The sequence below is a fragment of the Kitasatospora sp. NPDC098652 genome (genome assembly GCF_044760155.1).
GTDB lineage: Bacteria > Actinomycetota > Actinomycetes > Streptomycetales > Streptomycetaceae > Kitasatospora.
This window is the reverse complement of sequence record NZ_JBIWAQ010000008.1, coordinates 267,372-284,977: the sequence shown is the minus strand read 5'-3', so window position 1 is coordinate 284,977 and position 17,606 is coordinate 267,372. Positions and strand designations below refer to the sequence as shown.

Genomic DNA, 17,606 nt, shown 5'->3' with positions numbered 1-17,606 from the left:
GAGGATGTCACGGGCCCGGGTGGCGACGGCGCGCGGGCCCGTCCCCGCGCCGGGTGCGCACGACTCGCCGGGGCGCGCCCGGCGGGAACGGTCGGACCCGCCCCAATGGCCGACGGCCCGTCAGTCCGGCAGCCCAGCCCTGGTGGCGGGCCCCCGGGGGCGACCGTACCGTCGACTCGGCCGTACTCACCGAACGTCACCACCCGCACACGCCGGGTCGGACCGTCCCCTCAGCCCTCCCGCAGCCGACCAGCGCGCCCACCGTCCCACGGCGCGCGCGCCGAAAGACAGGTCACCACTGATGCCCACGCGCCGGGTCCACCACCTCGCCGCGGCCACCGCCGCCGCCACCGCCCTGACCACCGCTCTCGCCGCCCTGGCCGCCGCCCCCGCGGCCCGCGCCGCCGGCGGGGCCCTCCACCTCGTCCACCCCGGAGAGTCGATCCAGCGGGCCGTCGACGCCGCCGCCCCCGGCGACACCGTCCAGGTGCTGCCCGGCAGCTACCGCGGCAGCGTCCGCATCACCACCCCCGGCCTCACCCTGCGCGGCGCCGGAGCGGCCACCGAGATCACCCCCGGGGACGGCACCGAGAACGCCTGCGCCACCGCCGGGCACGGCGTCTGCGTGGTCGGCACCGAACGGGCCCCGCTGCCCGGGGTCACCGTCGAGGCCCTCGCCGTCACCGGCTTCCGCAAGAACGGCATCGACGCCAGCGGCACCACCGGCCTGACCGTCCGCGCCACCTACGTCCACGACAACGCCCAGCAGGGCATCAGCCAGGAGATGTCCACCAAGGCCACCATCGTGGGCAACCGCTCCGTCGACAACGGCCAGTCCGGCGTCTTCCTCGCCAACTACGCCTACCGCGAGGGCGGCGCGCCGGACACCGGGGGCACCCTCGTCGACGGCAACGTGCTCACCGGGAACCGGGTCGGCGTCACCGTGCGCCGGCTGCGCGTGCTCACCGTCCAGGGCAACGAGATCAGCGGCAACTGCAGCGGCGTCTTCGTGGTCGGCGACGAGGGCGTGCCCCGCGCCGGGGACCTCGACGTCCGGCGGAACCGGGTGGTCGCCAACAACCGGTTCTGCCCGGCCAATCCGCGCCTCGGCGCCATCCAGGGCGCGGGCATCGTGCTCACCGGCACCGAGGACACCCGGGTGACCGACAACGAGGTCCGCGACAACGTCGGATCCACCGACTTCTCCGGTGGCATCGTCCTGGTCAAGAGCGCCGTCGGCATCCCCAACACCCGGGCCACCGTGGCCGACAACCGGCTGAGCGGCAACGGCCCGGCCGACCTCGCCGACCGGGACACCGGCACTGACAACTCCTTCACCCGCAACACCTGCGCGGTCTCCCAGCCGTCCGGCCGCTGCTGACCCGCCCGTCGACGCCCCGCCGACCCGCGCCCCGCCGACCCGCGCCCCGCCAAGCCGCGCCCCGCCGACCCGCGCCCGACGCCCCGCCGAGCCCCCGACCGACAAGGACCAGCCCATGACCACCGCCCCCGTCAACCCCACCCCCCAGCCCGCGATGCGCCTGCGCGAACTCGTCTTCGGCGCCGCCTGCGCCGCCGCCGTCCGCGCCGCCGCCCGGCTCGGTGTCGCCGACGTGCTCGGCGACACCCCGACCGCCGTCACCGAGCTCGCCGCGCAGCTGGACACCGAACCCCGCCAGCTGCGCCGCCTGCTGCGCGCGCTCACCTGCTACGGGATCTTCGCGGAGACCGGCGACGACCGCTTCGAGCACACCGAGATGTCCCGTCTGCTGCGCGACGACGCCCCCAACTCCCTGCGCCACATCGCCCTCTGGTGCACCGAGCCGTGGACGTGGGAGGCCTGGCCGAAGCTCGACGAGGCGGTGCGCTCCGGCCGCAACGTGTTCCCCGAGCTGTTCGGCAAGGAGTTCTTCGACTACCTGCACAGCGACGCCGGTGACTCGGCGAAGGTCTTCGACAAGGCGATGACCACCTCCAGCCGGCAGTCCGCCCGGGACTTCGCCGACTACCTGGACCTCACCGGCATCGACTCGGTCGCCGACATCGGCGGCGGCCAGGGCCACGTCCTCGCCAGCCTGCTGGAGAAGCACCCGGCCCTCCACGGCACCCTGCTCGACCTGCCCAAGGTGGTCGCCGGCGCCGACCCCCGCCTCCAGGACGGCGGCGCCTTCTCGGCCCGCGCCCGCCTCGTCCCCGGCGACTGCCGGGTGGAGATCCCGGTGCGCGCCGACCTCTACATCATCAAGAACATCCTGGAGTGGGACGACGACAGCACCCGCCGCACCCTCGCCAACGTGGTCGCCGTGGCCCGCCCCGGCGCCCGGGTCGTGGTGGTCGAGAACCTCGTCGACAACAGCCCCTCGATGCGCTTCACCACCGCGATGGACCTGATGCTGATGCTCAACGTCGGCGGCGCCAAGCACTCCGAGGAGAGCATGGTCCACCTCATGGAGGAGGCCGGCCTCGACGTCGCCGCCGTCCGCCCCGTCAACCCCTACCTCCACGCCTTCGAGTCCACCGTCCGCGGCTGACCCCCCGTAGACGCCCGACGGCCGCTGCTCCCCGACCCGGGGGAGCAGCGGCCGTCGGGGTGTTCAGGCCTTGTGGGAGGACTCCAGGTGGGCGAAGACCACCACGTTGTCCAGGTAGTCCCGGCGCTTCTTGTCGTAGGTGCCGCCGCAGGTGATCAGCCGGAGCTGGGCGTCCGGGGTCTTGCCGTAGACCTTCTGGTCGGGGAAGGCGTTCTTGGCGAAGGTCTCCACGTTGTCGACCGAGAAGACGGCGACGGTGCCGTCGGCGCGGCTCACCTCGACCTTGTTGCCGGGCAGCAGCAGGCTCAGCAGCAGGAAGACCGCCGGGCCCTTGGTGGTGTCGACGTGGCCGGCGACGACCGAGCTGCCGCGCTCGCCCGGGGTGACGCCGTCGCGGTACCAGCCGACCAGGTTCTTGTCGTCCGGCGGGGGCGCGTTGAGCTGTCCGGCCGGGCCCAGGGTGAGCTCCGTGAACGGGGCGTCGACGGCGATCTGCGGGATCCGCAGCCGGGTCGGCTTGGACCGCTTGAGCGCCGGTGCGCCCGGCGCGCCTGCTGCGGTGGGCGGTGCCGTGGCGCCGTTGGTGGCCGCCGCCGGGCCGGGGACGGCGGGGGCGGCCGCGGCCGGGGGAGCGGCCTGGCCGGCCGCCTGGCCCTCGCCGGGCCCGGTGTCCACCGAGTTGTAGATCAGCAGCAGGCCGACCGCTGCCGCGCCCATCCCGCCGCGCAGCAGCCGGGGCATTCCGTACCCGGGACCGCCGGTCATTCCTGTCCTCCGCTCGAAGTCCTTCGTCGGGAGCCTGTTCCGCAACGGTCCGCCGCCCCCGTGCGCCCCGCCCGGGAAGGGGGAGCGCCCAGAGGCGGCGGTGGCGGACGTCAGACGGCTGCGGCGCCGGAGGTGCGACGGCCGCGGCGCAGCGCGAACGCGCCGGCCCCGAGACCGCCGAGCAGCAGCACCGCGCCGGAGGCGAGGCCGCCGCCGGACAGGGCCAGGCCGCCGCCGCCGGTGTGCACGCCGCCGTGCGGGGTGTGCTCCTCCTCCCGGCCCTCGGAGCCCTTGCCCTCGTAGCCCTTGTGCTCGTCGGAGCCCTTGCTGTCGGAGCCCTTGTGCTCGCTGGAGCCCTTGTGCTCCTCGGAGGAGCCGCCGGACTTCTTGTCGTCGTAACCCTTCGAGCTGTCGGAGCCGCCCTTCTCGGGCTGCTTCTCCTGCCAGGTGAGGTTCTTGCCCTGGTCCGAGGAGGAGCCGTCGGCGAAGGCCATCGGGGTACCGACGGTGAGGACGGCGGCGACGGCCGCTCCGGCGAGCAGCGTGCGTGCAGAACGCATGAGGATGATCCTTTCGGCGCGGGTCGCGACCGCCGGCACGGTGCCGGTCAGGGGACTCGCGAACAAGTGGCGCCTGATCCACCGTCAACCACGGTGGGGCGGCCTGCCACCCGAGCGTGGCAGCGCGGGCACGGAGAGTGCGCTCTTCGGGTGGAGTCCGGGGCGTGTTCACCCGGGTGGCCCGGCGATCCGGGTGATTCGGATTCGGGACGGGGTGGTAGGGGCCGCGCGCACGGGCCCGTCCCCGGCGCGCGCATGGGCCCGCCCCCGATGCGCGCATGGGCCCGCCCCCGATGCGCGCATGGGCCCGCCCCCGGCGCGGTGCCGGGGGCGGGCCCAGAACGGAGCGGGGACGCGGCTCAGCGGTCCCAGCGGTAGAACTCGCGCGCCATGGCGTCCTTCGGCTCGCGCCAGGTGGCCGGGTCGTAGGCCTGGACGAAGGCGGTCAGGCGGTCGCTGACGGTCCGGAACTCCGGGTGGCCGAGGACCTTGGCGACGGCCGGGCCCGGCGGGCGGTCGGCCTCGATCAGGTGCAGGTAGACGTCGCCGAACTGGAAGAGGCTGCGCCCGGTGACGCCGATCAGGTGCGGCAGCTCGCCGCGGTCGGAGTCGGCGAACACCTCGGCGATGTCCGGGGCGGCCTCGGGCTTCATCCGCGCCACGATCAGTGCGCGGTGGGTGCCGGTCACTGCTCCGCCGCCCGCTTCTCGACCTTCTCGCGGATCAGCTGCATCTGGATCCGGGAGTTCTTGTTGATGTGGTTGACCATGCCGTCGTCGTCGACCGGCGCGGTGGGCTTCATCGCGAAGTCCTGGATCCAGCGCATCCGGGTGCTGGCCGGGACCTCGGCGTACTCCCAGCGGATCTCCATGAACTCGAACGGTCCGGGCTCGACCCGGCGCGCGTTGACCTCCAGCGACGACCGGTCGGTGGTGCGCTCGGAGACCCAGCTCCACACCTGGCCGTTCTCGTCCGGGTGCATGGTGAGCCGGAACTGCACCCGGTCGCCGTCGCGCTCCAGCACCTCGACCGAGGCGTACTCGCTGAAGAGGTCCGGCCAGTTCTCCAGGTCGTTGGTCATCTCCCAGACCAGGTCGAGCGGGGCGTTGATGACGATCTCGTTGTCGGTGTGTCCGGGCATCTCAGGCACCGGCCTTCGCGGAGAGGGAGGTGTTGACCAGCTCCAGGAACTCGGCCGGGGTCTTGGCGGACTCGGCGCCGGAGGTGACCTTGAGGCTGTGCCGGTTCTCCAACTCGCCGACGACGCCGAGGAGTCCGAGCGAGTCGACGCCGAAGTCGTCGAACTGAGCGCCCGGCTGCTCCAGGTCGCCCGGGGTGACGGTGACGCCGGCCCGGGCCTGGAGCAGGGCGGCCAGTTCGGGATAGCTGAGGGTGTTGCTCACGGGGTTCCCTTCGAAGGAGGTCCAGTGGATCGGGGGTGCGGGGGTCAGGTCGGCTCCCCGCGGCGGAGCACCAGCGCGGAGTTGGAGCCCATCAGCCCGCGGCTGAGCACCAGGGCGGTGCGCAGTTCGGCCGGGCGGGCGCGGTCGGTCACCAGGGCGAGGTCGTGGCAGACCTCGGTGACGTTGGGGGTGGGCGGCAGCACGCCGTCCTCCATGGCGAGCACGGCGGCCGTGACGTCCAGCATCGGGGCGCCGCAGTAGGCCCGTCCGGTGCCGGACTTGGGGGCGGTGACCGGGACGCGCTCGGCGGCCGGACCGAGTGCGTCGGCCAGCGCCAGGGCCTCGGCCCGGTCGGCGGCGGGGACGCCGAGCGCGTCCGCGAAGACCACGTCGACCTCCTCGGGCGCGATCCGGGCCTCGTCCAGTGCGATCCGGATCGCCGCGGCCAGTCCCTCCCGGGACTCCTCCCAGCGGGAGGCCCCGGTGAAGGTGGCGCCGTGTCCGGCCAGGTGGGCCCGGACGGTGGCGCCGCGCCGGCGGGCCGCCGACTCCTCCTCCAGCAGCAGCATCGCGCCGCCCTCGGCGGGGGAGAAGCCGCAGGCCCGCGCGGTGAACGGCAGGTAGGCGGCGTCCGGCCGGTCGGCCAGGCTCAGCTCGGGGTAGCCGAGCTGGCAGACCATGGAGTACGGCGCGAGCGGGGCCTCGGCGGCGCCGACCACCACGGCGTCGGTGCCGCGCTCGACCGAGCGGGCGGCGTGCGCGAGCGCGTCCAGGCCACCGGCCTCGTCGCTGGCGACCACCCCGCACGGGCCCTTGTAGCCGCCGCGGATCGAGATCTGGCCGGTGCTGGCCGCGTAGAACCAGGCGATGGACTGGTACGGGCCGACGAACCGCGGTCCCTGGCCCCAGAGTTGCTGGAGCTCGCGCTGCCCGAACTCGCCGCCGCCGGAGCCGGCCGCGGTCACCACTCCGACCGCGAAGGGCCGTTCGGGGTCGGGCCGGAACCCCGCGTCCTCCACCGCCAGGTCGGCGGCGGCCATCGCGTAGTGGGTGAAGCGGTCGGTCTGCACGAGGTAGCGGCTGTCGATCAGCGACTGCGGCTCGAAGTCCCGCACCTCGCCCGCGACCTTGAGCGGCAGCTCCGTGCAGCCCTCACGGGATATCCGGTCGAGGACGCTCACGCCCTGCCTGGTGGCCTTCCAGAAGGCGTCGGCCCCGACACCGTTCGGCGCCACCACGCCGAGACCGGTGATGACCGCCCGGCGGCCCTGCTGACGTGACGTCATGGAACTCACCCCGTTCTGTTGAGCACGACGGCGGACTGGAATCCGCCGAATCCGCTGCCGACCGAGAGGATGTGGCTCAGCGGCAGCTCGCGCGCGGTGCGCGGCACGTAGTCGAGGTCGCACTCCGGGTCCGGAGTCTCGTAGTTGGCGGTCGGCGGCACCACGCCGTGGGCCAGTGCCAGGGTGCAGGCGACCACCTCGATCGCGCCGATCGCGCCCAGTGAGTGGCCGACCATCGACTTGATCGAGCTCATCGGCGTCTCGAAGGCGTGGCTGCCCAGCGAGCGCTTGACCGCGGCGGTCTCGTGCCGGTCGTTCTGCTTGGTGCCCGAGCCGTGCGCGTTGACGTAGTCGACGTCGCCGCGGTCGACCTTGGCGTGGTCGAGCGCGTGGTCGATCGCCCGGGACATCTCCAGCCCCTCCTTGGTGAGGCCGGTCATGTGGTAGGCGTTGCCGAAGGTGGCGAAGCCGCCGATCTCGCCGTAGATCCGGGCGCCGCGGCGGCGGGCGTGCTCCAACTCCTCCAGCACCAGGACGGCGCCGCCCTCGCCGAGGACGAAGCCGTCCCGGTGGGCGTCGAAGGGGCGGGAGGCGTGCTCCGGGTCGTCGTTGCGCTCGCTGGTGGCCTTGATGGCGTCGAAGCAGGCGACGGTGATCGGCGAGATCGGGGAGTCGGAGGCACCGGCGACGCAGATGTCGGCGCGTCCCTCCTCGACCGCCTGGAAGCCGTAGCCGATCGCGTCCAGACCGGAGGTGCAGCCGGTGGAGACGGTCTGCACCGGGCCGTGCGCGCCGACCCGCTCGGCCACCGCGGAGGCCAGGGTGCTGGGCGCGAAGGCCCGGTGCAGCTGGGGCTCGGCGTGCCGGTGGTCCACGTCCCAGCGTGCGCCGGAGGCGCTGACCAGGGCGTAGTCGTGCTCCAGCCGGGTGGTGCCGCCGACGGCGGTGCCGAGCGAGACGGCGATCCGCCACGGGTCCTCGGCGGCCAGGTCCAGTCCGGCGTCGGCGACCGCTTCGGCGGCCGCGACCATCGCGAACTGCACGTAGCGGTCGGCCCGTTGGACCTCCTCGGGGCTCAGCCCGTGGGCGGCCGGGTCGAAGTCGCACTCGGCCGCGATCCGGGAGCGGAACCCGGCCGGGTCGAAGAGCGTGATGCCCCGGGTGGCGGTGCGGCCGGCCGTCAGGAGGTCCCAGAACGCGGGGATCCCGATCCCCCCGGGCGCGACCACACCGATCCCCGTGACGGCGACGCGCCGTGTCACGAGGCCACCTTGGCGTGTTCCGGGGGGCCGGCGGCGGCGGACTCCCCGGCGCCGGCGGTCTCCTCGGTGCTCACGTGGCCCAGGTCGGGGCGCGGCGCGAGCGGGCCGCAGTGGAAGACCATCCGGGCCTCGGTGTCGCCGACGTTGCGGAAGCGGTGGCGCATGTTGATCGGGATCATCAGGCCCTGGTCGGGCTTGAGCGGCCGGGTCTCCCCGTCCAGGTCGACCTCCAGGTCGCCGGAGACGACGAACACGAACTCCTCGGAGTACGGGTGGTAGTGCTCGTTGATCCGTTCCCCGGGCTCGATGATGGCCAGGCCCATGAAGCCGCTGGTCGCCCCGCAGCTGGGAGGGGTGAGCATGGTGCGCAACAGGGCGCCGTGGCGGCGGTTCTCCGGGGCGTCGTCGACGTTGATGATCGGCGGGAACTGCGTGGTCATGATGGCTTTCCTCCGGGAGGGCTGGCCGGGTGTCAGTCGTTCTGCGAGCTGCGGTCGGTGACCGGGCTCATGGCGCGGGCGGCGAGGAACGCGCCCAGGCCCGCGGCGGTGCGCAGGTCCCCGGCGGGGCCGAGGTCCAGCAGGGCGGCCAGCTCGGCGGCCTCCTGGTCGCCGGCCACGCCGAGCGCGGCGGCGGGCTCGGCCTCGGCCGGTACCCGCAGGTCCACCAGGCGCACCACGGTGTCCTCGCGCTGGAAGACGGTGGCCGCGGCGACCGGACCGGTCGGGTCGGCGGTGGCGAGGTTGTCGTGGTCGAAGAGCAGCTCGGCGACGGCCGGCCCCCGGCCCGGACGCACCGGGTAGAGCACGGCGTGCCGGTGCAGCCGCCCGGAGGACGGGGCGCTGGCGATCGCCTGGTGCCGGGCGGGCAGCGCGGCCTTGGCGAAGAAGGCGCGGGCCGACTGCGGGTCGCCCAGTTGCCGGGCCTCCTCCAGGTGCGGGTTGAGCTCCTCCTCGACCGCCCGCACCTCGGGCTGCATCGCCACGTGGCGCAGCGCGTCGCCGAGGTTGCCGACCACCTCGACCGCGCGCACCACCCGGTTGCCGTGCATGAACAGCGAGGTGCGGCGCAGCCGGGTGTGCTCGTCCACCTCGGCCCGGGGCGAGGCGTAGCCGGACAGGATGCGGGCCACCTCGGCCTCGCTGCCGGGCTTGACGGTGAAGGTCAGCGCGTGGCGCACCACGCCGTCCGGGCCGGGGTCGGCCCGGGGCGGGCCGACGTGCCCGGCGGGCTCGCTGGGCGGCAGGCCGGGCGGCACCTCCATCGGGGCCCTGGTGCCGGTGGACCCGGCCGCCGAGGTCTCGCGCAGCACCGCGTAGCGCAGCGAGCGGAAGTTGTCGCTGACGCAGCCGTGCATCGGCTTGACCATCTCGCGGTGGGCGGGGCTGTCGACCCACTGCAGGAAGGTCTCCTGGTCCTGCCACTCGCTGGTGATCAGCCACTGGCGGGGGTCGTTGATGGACTGGCACAGCTGGTCGCTGACATGGCCGGGTACCGAGGCCACCTGGTGGCGCAGTTGCTCGTAGACGTCGAGGAAACGCTGCTGGGCGCCGTCCTGGATCTCCAGCATCAGCACCACCCTCAGCCGGGTGTCGGATTCCTCGTGCTGCTTCGGCTGCGGTTCGGACAGAGTCGTCATGATCCACTTTCTGCTCTTGGCCGCACGCGGCGGGCCGTGGCGGCCGCGTCCGGCGGGTGCTCCCGGCTGGGGGGAGGGCGGTGCGGTGGCGGGCGGCCCGGGCGCTCGGCGCCAGGCCTGAGGTCGATCGTGAGCGGGCGACCGGGCGCGGCGCGAGATTTGCGGGCCATCCGGGCGAAGGGGCGGCACAGACCCCCTCGGGCGGGGGATGGAAGAGCGGGGCCCGGCTGAGCGGGCCCGCCCAGGGCGGCGCCGAGTCCAGTCGCCGGGCCGCGGAATCCCCTTACAGGGTGGAGCAATTGATGAATCCGAAGGTGGACGAACGGGTGCCGGTCCTGATCGTGGGCGGCTCCCTGGTCGGGCTGTCGGCCTCGCTGTTCCTCGGTCGGCTGGGTGTCCGGCACCTGCTGGTCGAGAAGCACGCCGACACCTCGCACCATCCGCGCGGGCGCGGCAACAACGTCCGCACGATGGAGCTGTACCGGGTGGCCGGGATCGAGCCGGCGATCCGTGAGGCGGCCTCGGTGCTGGCCCCGAACCACGGCATCCTGCAGGCGCCTTCGCTGACCGGCGAGGAGCAGGAGTGGCTGTTCCGGGAGATCGACCCGGGCGGGCGGCTGGCCCGGTTCAGCCCCAGCTCCTGGTGCCTGTGCAGCCAGAACGACCTGGAGCCGGTGCTGCTGCGCTCGGCCCGCGACCTCGGCGCGGACCTGCGGTTCAGCACCGAGCTGATGTCCTTCGAGCAGGACGCCGACGGCGTCACCTCGGTGCTGCGCAGCCGGGAGACCGGCGAGGAGCGGGTGGTGCGCTCGGAGTACCTGGTCGCCGCGGACGGCCCACGCAGCCCGGTCCGGACCGGCCTGGGCATCGGCCAGACCGGCAAGGGCGAGCTGTTCCACAACGTCAGCATCACCTTCCGGTCCAAGCGGCTGGCCGACGTGGTCGGCGACCGGCACTTCATCGCGTGCTACCTGACCGACCCGGAGGCGGACGGCGCGCTGCTGCCGGTGGACAACCAGTCCGAGTGGGTCTTCCACGCGCCCTGGCACCCCGAGCACGGCGAGCCCCTGGAGGCCTTCACCGACGAGCGCTGCGAGCGGCACATCCGCACCGCCGTCGGCCTGCCCGAACTGGACGTCGAGGTCACCGGCAAGGCGCCCTGGCACGCCGCCGAACGGGTCGCCGAGCGGTACGGCGTGGGCCGGGTCCTGCTCGCCGGGGACTCCGCCCACGAGATGTCCCCGACCGGCGCGTTCGGCTCCAACACCGGCATCCAGGACGCCCACAACCTGGCCTGGAAGCTGGCCGCGGTGCTCTGCGGCTGGGCCGGGCCCGGCCTGCTGGAGACGTACGGGCAGGAGCGCCGCCCGGTCGCCCAGGTCACCGGCGAGCGCGCCTCGGCCCGCTCCGCCGAGCACAGCCACCCCGGCTACGCGGTCGTCCCGGGCGTCGGGCGGCAGGCCGGGGTGCTGGCGGTGGCGCTCGGCTACCGCTACCCGCGGGGCGCGGTGGTCGGCACCGACCCGCAGGGCCCGGTCGTCCCGGAGCAGTTCGAGTCGGCGGGCGAGCCGGGCAGCCGGGCCCCGCACCAGTGGCTGCTGTGCGCGGGCGTGCGGCTGTCCACGCTGGACCTGTACGAGCAGGCGATGGTGCTGCTCACCGGCCCCGAGGGCGCGGCCTGGCAGCAGGGCGCCCGGCGGGCGGCGGACCGGCTGGCCGTCCCGCTGGACGCGTACCGGATCGGCGACGGCGCCGAGGACGACCTGGCGCCGGAGCCCGGCGGCGACTTCGCCGCCCTGCACGGGGTGGGCCCGGGCGGTGCGCTGCTGGTGCGCCCGGACGGCTTCGTCGCCTGGCGCTCGCCGGGGCCGGTGGCGGACCCGGAGGCCGAGGTGGAGGCCGTGCTGCGGGCGGTGCTGGACCTCTGACGCACGCGGACGGGCCCGCCGGTCGTCACGACCGGCGGGCCCGTCCTGTCACGTCCCGGGTGTCAGGTCCCGGGTGTCATGCGTCAGGAGTCTCGAGGGTCAGGGGGTGCTCAGGCGGTCAGTGACCGCCCGCGTCGACCACCTCGACGTCGGCCACCTCCCGTTCGATCTCCTCGGCGGGCAGCGCCACCCGGATCGCCCAGTAGTAGATGACCAGCGAGAACGCCGTGACCAGCCCGATGTCGTACCACATCGGGATCCGGCCGGTGCCGTTGCCGAAGCCGCCCTGCCAGGAGATCAGGCCGAGGCCCAGCAGGTAGACCGGCAGCCACTGGGCGGCCTTCCAGTTGAGCCGCGGTGCGTTCGGCAGGCGGTTCTTGATCGCGTACGCCGCGTAGCCGCCGAGCAGGGCGTAGCCGAGCACGATGGCGATGCCCAGGCGGGACAGGGTCTGCCAGCCGGCCCAGTAGATGATCAGGCTGGCGACCACGAAGGCGGCCGGGGAGACCACGCCGCCGAGCGGCAGCCGGTAGGAACGCTCACGGTCGGGCAGCCGGCGGCGCAGGGCGCCGAAGGCCAGCGGTGCGCCGGCGTACATCAGCACGCTGGCGGAGGTGATGAAGCCGACCAGCTGCTGCCAGCTCGGGAAGGGCAGGAAGCAGATCACGCCGGTCACGAAGGACAGGATCAGGCCGAACCAGGGCACGCCGTTGCGGTCCAGCTGCTCGAACTTCTGCGGTGCGTAGCCGTTGCGGCTCAGGCCGTAGGAGATGCGCGAGGTGGAGGTGGTGTAGATCAGGCCGGTGCCGGCGGGGGAGATCACCGCGTCGACCTTGAGCACGTAGTAGAGCCAGCCGAGGCCGACCAGGGTGGCCAGGCCGGCGAACGGGCCGTCGATGCCGGGGAAGTCCAGCTTCGCCCAGCCGTTGGCGAAGGCGGTGACCGGCAGGGCGCCGATGAAGACGACCTGCAGCAGGGTGTAGATCAGGGTGCCGATGGCGACCGAGCCCAGCACGGCGCGGGGGATGTCGCGCTTGGGGTTGCGGCTCTCGCCGGCGATCTGGATGGCCTGCTCGAAGCCGAGCAGGGCGAAGATGATGCCGCTGGTGCTGATCGCGGCGAGCACGCCCTTGGCACCGAAGGGGGCGAATCCGTGCGAGGTGAAGTTGGAGGCGTGGAAGCTGGTGATCGCCAGCATGAAGATCGTGAGCAGAGGAACGAAGATCTTCAACCAGGTGGCGATGCTGTTGGTCCGGGCGAGGACCTTCACACCGAGGAAGTTGACCGCGACGAATACCGCCATCAGCAGGGTCGCGACAATGAATCCGCTGGTGGTCAGGGTGCCGTTGGCGTTCTGCAGTCCGCTGGCCCAGGGCACGTCCTTGGCGTACCCGATCATGGCCTCCACCTCGATCGGTGCCACGGTGGCCGCCTGGAGCCAGGAGAACCAGCCGAAGGACATGCCGGCCAGGCCGCCGAAGGCGTAGTGCGGGTAGCGCGCGGTGCCGCCCGAGACCGGGAAGAGCCCGCCGAGCTCGGCGTGCACGAGTGCGAGCAGCACGATCCCGACGGCGCCGATGCCCCAGGAGATGACGGCCGCCGGTCCGGCGGCGGTGACGGCGCTCTTCGCGCCGAAGAGCCAGCCGGAGCCGATGATCGAGCCGACCGAGGCCCACATGAGGCCGACGAGTCCGACGTGGCGCTTGAGCGACCGGTGTGCGGTCCCGGTGGTGCCGGAGCTCTGGCCGGGCGGCGAGATCTGGTTGAGGGAAGCCATGGATGATCTCTCTGTGTGTGGGGGCTCCGGGGTGGGCGGAGCGCGGAGAGTTGCCACACAGTAGGGCTATTCATAGACCTCTGCACAGATTCCATTGCTGAATGTTTACTTTCTTTGCCAGATATCCGTGCAGGTAGGGGGCTGTCTGTTCATGAGCGTGTTACGTGACTCGCGAGTAGGTTCAGTATTTGAGCGTGAATTGAGCTACGCCCTCCGGTCCGGCAATATGGACCGCCCCACTCATTCATGGGAATGACCTGAACCGCATAGCCATGCCGCCGGAGGCGCGTCGCGGCGCTCTGCCTGGCCCTGCTGCCCTCGGGGGCCGGGCGGGCCTCCGGCGGCGGGCGCGGCGCCGCCGTGCTGACCGGCCTCGGGCCAGAGCGGGCTGACCCTGTGGGCCCGGGCCGGTGGTTCGGCCCGGGCCGGGCGGGGCGCCTTCGCCACCGGCCTGCTCTGCCTGCTGCCGTTCGCGGCGCTCCAGGGCGTGCTGCCCAGCACCGGGCGGCCGGCGCTGACCGGGGGAGCCCTGCTGTTCCTCGGGACGGTGCCCACGCTGCTCGCCTACCGGTGGTACTTCTCCGGGCTGACGGCCGTACCGGGCACCACCGCCTCGGTGCTGGTGCTGCTGGAGCCGGCCACGGCGGCGGTGATCGGCGTGCTCTTCCTCGGCGAGCCGGTCACCGCGGGCCTGGTGGCCGGTTCGGCGCTGCTGCTGGCCGCGATCGCGGCCCTGGCCCGGACGTAGGGCGTCGGCGCGGCGGCGTGCACCCGGGCGGGCGAGCTGTGGTCGCCGGGGGCGCGCCGCCGTGCTGTCGTGGGCCGCATGATGACCTCACGCGCGGCCCGGGTGGCCGTCACGACCGCCACCGCCGTCCTGCTCGCCGCCGGGGCCGCGGCCCCCACCGCCTCGGCGGCGGGGGCCGCCCGGCGCGACGTCACCGCCGCCACCTGCCGGGCCGCGGGCGGGCACGTCGAGGGCAGCGGCTACTGCGTGGACGCCGGCGGGGTGGACGCCTGGGGGGCGGAGATCGACGGCCAGGCGGTCAACCCCAACCCGCGCCCCGGGTTCGAGTGAGCCGGTCCGCCGCTGCCGCACCTCTCAGGGCACCGGCCGGAGCGCCACCGGTGCCGGGGTGAGCGACCGCAGCACCAGGTCGATCCGGACCTTGGCGGCGCCCGACCGGTGCAGCGCGGCGGCCACCGCCCGCAGCTCCTCCGGGCCCGTGCAGGCGAGCCGCAGCTCCAGGTCGGCGTCCCCGGCGAGGGCGAGGCCGCTCTGGACCGCCGGGAACTCCGCCGCCAGCCGGTCGAAGTCCAGCGGCACCGGCCCGTGGCTGATCCGGGCGATGGCGTGCAGTGCCCGGGCCTGCTCCGGGCGGCCCGGAGCAGGGTCGAAGCCGTCCGGGACGAGTTGGAGCGGGGCCGTCACCGGTGCTGGAGGCGGGCGGTCGGGGTCGAGGCCGGAGCCGTGGCGGTGGCGGCCCCGAGGGGGGCGGGGGTGGCGGACCCGACGGTGGCGGGGGTGGTGACCGGCGGCGCGACCAGTCCCGGGTCGAGCACCAGGGTGTCGACGCCGAGCGGCCTGGTGAGGTTGCGCAGCGCGGCCTCGCCGAGTTCGGTGTAGGCCTGGTCCGGCCCCAGGAGGGCGGCGAGGGCCTCGGGGCTGGAGAAGCCGACGGCGCAGCGGACGCCGTTGCGCATGCGGAAGAGGCGGAGGGCGGCGGTGCTTCCGGTGCCGGTGGTGGTGACCGGAACGTGCCAGACGACGCAGGCCATGCGGATGCTCCCGAGTGGGGTGGTGGTGACTGCCGGAACTGCTCGTCCCGACGCTAGGCCGGGTCCGGCCGGACGGCGCCGGTCCTGACGCAGCGTTGACCGAATGGGGTGGTGCGTTGACGCACTCCTGACACCCGGCTCACCCGATTGGACTACACCAGTTCCGCATCGGCCCGAATTCGGCCCGAACGGTGTCGTACGACCGCCCCAACCCCGCCCGTCCCGTACGGCTCCGGAGCGCTCCGCTTGCCGTGCGCCGCGCACCGGACCACGGTGGATCGGGCCCCCGGTCGCGCCCCGCGCGGGCTCCCCGATCCGACCGGCGCGCGCTCCGGGGCGGGGGGAGGTGGAGAGCGGGGCCCGGGACGAGATATCTTGACGTCAAGACGTTGGAGACGTGAAGCGGAGTTTCGATGACTGACTCGACCATCATCTATACGCACACCGACGAGGCTCCGGCCCTGGCGACCTACTCGTTCCTGCCGGTGGTCCAGGCGTACGCCTCGACGGCGGGCGTCCGGGTGGAGACCCGTGACATCTCCCTGGCCGGGCGGATCATCGCCAGCTTCCCGGAGCGTCTGACCGAGGCCCAGCGGATCGGCGACGCCCTGGCCGAGCTCGGCGAGCTCGCCAAGACCCCGAGCGCCAACATCATCAAGCTGCCGAACATCTCGGCCTCCGTGCCGCAGCTCAAGGCCGCCATCGCCGAGCTCCAGGCCCAGGGCTACGCCCTGCCGGACTACCCGGACGAGCCGCGCACGGCCGAGGACGAGGACGTCCGCGCCCGCTACGACAAGATCAAGGGCAGCGCCGTCAACCCGGTCCTGCGCGAGGGCAACTCGGACCGCCGGGCCCCGCTGTCGGTCAAGAACTACGCCAAGACCCACCCGCACCGGATGGGCGCCTGGACCGCCGAGTCCAGGACCAACGTCGCCACCATGGGCGAGAACGACTTCCGCTCCACCGAGAAGTCCACCGTGATCGCCGCCGACGGCGCCCTGCGCATCGAGCTGGTCGGCCAGGACGGCACCACCACGGTGCTGCGCGAGAAGGTCCCGGTGCTGGCCGGCGAGGTCGTCGACGCCTCGGTGATGCGCGCCGCCGCCCTGAACGACTTCCTGGCCGCCCAGGTCGCCCGCGCCAAGGCCGAGGGCGTGCTGTTCTCGGTGCACCTCAAGGCCACCATGATGAAGGTCTCCGACCCGATCATCTTCGGCCACGTCGTCCGCGCCTTCTTCCCGCAGACATTCGCCCGCTTCGGCGACGCGCTGGCCGCCGCGGGCCTGAACCCGAACAACGGCCTCGGCGGCATCCTGGCCGGCCTGGACGCGCTGGAGAACGGCGCTGAGATCAAGGCCTCCTTCGAGGCCGAGCTGGCCGAGGGCCCGGCCCTGGCCATGGTCGACTCCGACAAGGGCATCACCAACCTGCACGTGCCGAGCGACGTCATCGTCGACGCCTCGATGCCGGCCATGATCCGCACCTCCGGCCACATGTGGGGCCCGGACGGCCAGGAGGCCGACACCCTCGCGGTGCTGCCGGACAGCAGCTACTCCGGCGTGTACCAGGCCGTCATCGACGACTGCCGCGCCCACGGCGCCCTGGACCCGGCCACCATCGGCTCGGTCCCGAACGTCGGCCTGATGGCCCAGAAGGCCGAGGAGTACGGCTCCCACGACAAGACCTTCGAGGTCGCGGCCGCCGGCACCGTCCGCCTGGTCGACGCCGAGGGCAACGTGGTGCTGGAGCAGGCCGTCCAGCCCGGCGACATCTTCCGCGCCTGCCAGACCAAGGACCTGCCGATCCAGGACTGGGTCAAGCTGGCCGTCACCCGCGCCCGCGCCACCGGCGACCCGGCCGTGTTCTGGCTGGACGCCGAGCGCGCCCACGACGCCGTGCTGATCGAGAAGGTCAAGGCGTACCTGCCGCAGCACGACACCACCGGCCTGCAGATCGAGATCATGTCCCCGGTCGAGGCCACCAAGTTCTCGCTGGAGCGCATCCGCCGCGGCGAGAACACCATCTCGGTCACCGGCAACGTGCTGCGCGACTACCTGACCGACCTGTTCCCGATCCTGGAGCTGGGCACCAGCGCCAAGATGCTGTCGGTCGTCCCGCTGATGGCGGGCGGCGGCCTGTTCGAGACCGGCGCCGGCGGCTCCGCCCCGAAGCACGTCCAGCAGCTGGTCAAGGAGAACTACCTGCGCTGGGACAGCCTGGGCGAGTTCTTCGCGCTGGCCGCCAGCTTCGAGCACCTGGCCACCAGCACCGGCAACGCCCGCGCGAAGGTGCTGGCCGACACCCTGGACCGCGCCACCGGCACCTTCCTCAACGAGGACAAGTCGCCGAGCCGCCGCCTCGGTGGCATCGACAACCGCGGCAGCCACTTCTACCTGGCCATGTACTGGGCCCAGGAGCTGGCCAAGCAGACCGCCGACGCCGAGCTGGCCCAGGCCTTCGACGCGCTGGCCAAGGCGCTCACCGAGCAGGAGAAGGCCATCGTGGACGAGCTGATCGCCGTCCAGGGCTCGGCCGTCGACCTCGGTGGCTACTACCAGCCGGACCCGGCCAAGGCCGCGGCCGTGATGCGCCCGTCGAAGACCTTCAACGAGGCGATCGCCAACCTCGGCTGACACCGGCCGGGTTGACGCACCGGGAGGCCCCCGGGACCGCTGT

At 73.3% G+C, this 17,606-nt stretch carries 18 protein-coding genes; 6 read left to right on the top strand and 12 right to left on the bottom strand.

Annotated elements, in window-relative coordinates; translation table 11 throughout:
• The first annotated feature begins 301 nt into the window (after window positions 1-301).
• Together ACIQWA_RS20105 and ACIQWA_RS20100 are read left to right on the top strand one after the other, a co-directional pair.
• Window positions 302-1,381, top strand: a complete 1,080-nt coding sequence (locus ACIQWA_RS20105; protein WP_402484195.1) for a nitrous oxide reductase family maturation protein NosD — start codon at window positions 302-304, stop codon at window positions 1,379-1,381.
• A 115-nt stretch (window positions 1,382-1,496) separates the two neighbouring features.
• On the top strand, window positions 1,497-2,531 hold the full coding sequence (locus tag ACIQWA_RS20100) for a methyltransferase (protein WP_360237107.1): 1,035 nt from the start codon (window positions 1,497-1,499) through the stop codon (window positions 2,529-2,531).
• 63 nt (window positions 2,532-2,594) lie between these two features.
• On the opposite strand, the gene ACIQWA_RS20095 is transcribed toward ACIQWA_RS20100, so the two are convergent.
• From ACIQWA_RS20095 to ACIQWA_RS20055, 9 genes are all read right to left on the bottom strand, one after another.
• The gene (locus ACIQWA_RS20095) at window positions 2,595-3,296 is read right to left on the bottom strand and encodes a class F sortase (RefSeq protein WP_402484192.1); all 702 of its coding nucleotides are present in this window, start codon (window positions 3,294-3,296) and stop codon (window positions 2,595-2,597) included.
• A gap of 110 nt (window positions 3,297-3,406) precedes the next feature.
• Window positions 3,407-3,856, bottom strand: coding sequence for a hypothetical protein (locus tag ACIQWA_RS20090; RefSeq protein ID WP_402484190.1), 450 nt, complete (start codon window positions 3,854-3,856; stop codon window positions 3,407-3,409).
• 359 nt (window positions 3,857-4,215) lie between these two features.
• Window positions 4,216-4,545, bottom strand: a complete 330-nt coding sequence (locus ACIQWA_RS20085) for a TcmI family type II polyketide cyclase (protein WP_223885896.1) — start codon at window positions 4,543-4,545, stop codon at window positions 4,216-4,218.
• Window positions 4,542-4,997, bottom strand: a complete 456-nt coding sequence (locus tag ACIQWA_RS20080) for an SRPBCC family protein (protein WP_402484189.1) — start codon at window positions 4,995-4,997, stop codon at window positions 4,542-4,544. Before ACIQWA_RS20080 ends, ACIQWA_RS20085 begins: the two co-directional genes overlap by 4 nt.
• 1 nt (window position 4,998) lies before the next feature.
• Window positions 4,999-5,259 carry an acyl carrier protein gene (locus ACIQWA_RS20075; protein WP_402484188.1) on the bottom strand — a complete coding sequence of 87 codons (261 nt, stop codon included), beginning with the start codon at window positions 5,257-5,259 and terminating at the stop codon, window positions 4,999-5,001.
• A gap of 44 nt (window positions 5,260-5,303) precedes the next feature.
• The gene (locus ACIQWA_RS20070; protein WP_402484186.1) at window positions 5,304-6,545 is read right to left on the bottom strand and encodes a ketosynthase chain-length factor; all 1,242 of its coding nucleotides are present in this window, start codon (window positions 6,543-6,545) and stop codon (window positions 5,304-5,306) included.
• A 5-nt stretch (window positions 6,546-6,550) separates the two neighbouring features.
• The gene (locus ACIQWA_RS20065) at window positions 6,551-7,807 is read right to left on the bottom strand and encodes a beta-ketoacyl-[acyl-carrier-protein] synthase family protein (protein WP_360237095.1); all 1,257 of its coding nucleotides are present in this window, start codon (window positions 7,805-7,807) and stop codon (window positions 6,551-6,553) included.
• On the bottom strand, window positions 7,804-8,247 hold the full coding sequence (locus ACIQWA_RS20060; RefSeq protein WP_402484184.1) for a cupin domain-containing protein: 444 nt from the start codon (window positions 8,245-8,247) through the stop codon (window positions 7,804-7,806). The genes ACIQWA_RS20065 and ACIQWA_RS20060 overlap by 4 nt, the downstream gene beginning before the upstream one ends.
• A gap of 32 nt (window positions 8,248-8,279) precedes the next feature.
• Complete coding sequence (locus ACIQWA_RS20055; RefSeq protein ID WP_402484182.1) at window positions 8,280-9,446, bottom strand: SchA/CurD-like domain-containing protein; 1,167 nt, start codon at window positions 9,444-9,446, stop codon at window positions 8,280-8,282.
• 302 nt (window positions 9,447-9,748) lie between these two features.
• Here ACIQWA_RS20055 and ACIQWA_RS20050 point away from each other — a divergent pair, with 302 nt between their 5' ends.
• On the top strand, window positions 9,749-11,374 hold the full coding sequence (locus ACIQWA_RS20050) for an FAD-dependent oxidoreductase (RefSeq protein ID WP_402484181.1): 1,626 nt from the start codon (window positions 9,749-9,751) through the stop codon (window positions 11,372-11,374).
• A gap of 118 nt (window positions 11,375-11,492) precedes the next feature.
• On the opposite strand, the gene ACIQWA_RS20045 is transcribed toward ACIQWA_RS20050, so the two are convergent.
• The gene (locus ACIQWA_RS20045; RefSeq protein ID WP_402484297.1) at window positions 11,493-13,052 is read right to left on the bottom strand and encodes an APC family permease; all 1,560 of its coding nucleotides are present in this window, start codon (window positions 13,050-13,052) and stop codon (window positions 11,493-11,495) included.
• A gap of 487 nt (window positions 13,053-13,539) precedes the next feature.
• Here ACIQWA_RS20045 and ACIQWA_RS20040 point away from each other — a divergent pair, with 487 nt between their 5' ends.
• Window positions 13,540-13,899, top strand: coding sequence for an EamA family transporter (locus tag ACIQWA_RS20040; RefSeq protein ID WP_402484295.1), 360 nt, complete (start codon window positions 13,540-13,542; stop codon window positions 13,897-13,899).
• Window positions 13,900-13,977: 78 nt separating this feature from the next.
• Window positions 13,978-14,229: a hypothetical protein gene (locus tag ACIQWA_RS20035; protein ID WP_360237083.1), complete on the top strand. Its 252-nt coding sequence runs from the start codon at window positions 13,978-13,980 to the stop codon at window positions 14,227-14,229.
• Between the two features lie 24 nt (window positions 14,230-14,253).
• Here ACIQWA_RS20035 and ACIQWA_RS20030 read toward each other — a convergent pair whose 3' ends face one another.
• Both ACIQWA_RS20030 and ACIQWA_RS20025 read right to left on the bottom strand, forming a co-directional pair.
• Window positions 14,254-14,583 (bottom strand): hypothetical protein, encoded by a 330-nt coding sequence (locus ACIQWA_RS20030; protein ID WP_402484180.1) that lies wholly within the window; start codon window positions 14,581-14,583, stop codon window positions 14,254-14,256.
• The gene (locus ACIQWA_RS20025) at window positions 14,580-14,930 is read right to left on the bottom strand and encodes an SAV_915 family protein (RefSeq protein ID WP_402484178.1); all 351 of its coding nucleotides are present in this window, start codon (window positions 14,928-14,930) and stop codon (window positions 14,580-14,582) included. Before ACIQWA_RS20025 ends, ACIQWA_RS20030 begins: the two co-directional genes overlap by 4 nt.
• Before the next feature lie 413 nt (window positions 14,931-15,343).
• Between ACIQWA_RS20025 and ACIQWA_RS20020 the strand changes: the two genes are divergently transcribed.
• The gene (locus tag ACIQWA_RS20020) at window positions 15,344-17,563 is read left to right on the top strand and encodes an NADP-dependent isocitrate dehydrogenase (protein WP_402484177.1); all 2,220 of its coding nucleotides are present in this window, start codon (window positions 15,344-15,346) and stop codon (window positions 17,561-17,563) included.
• The last annotated feature ends 43 nt before the right edge of the window (window positions 17,564-17,606 follow it).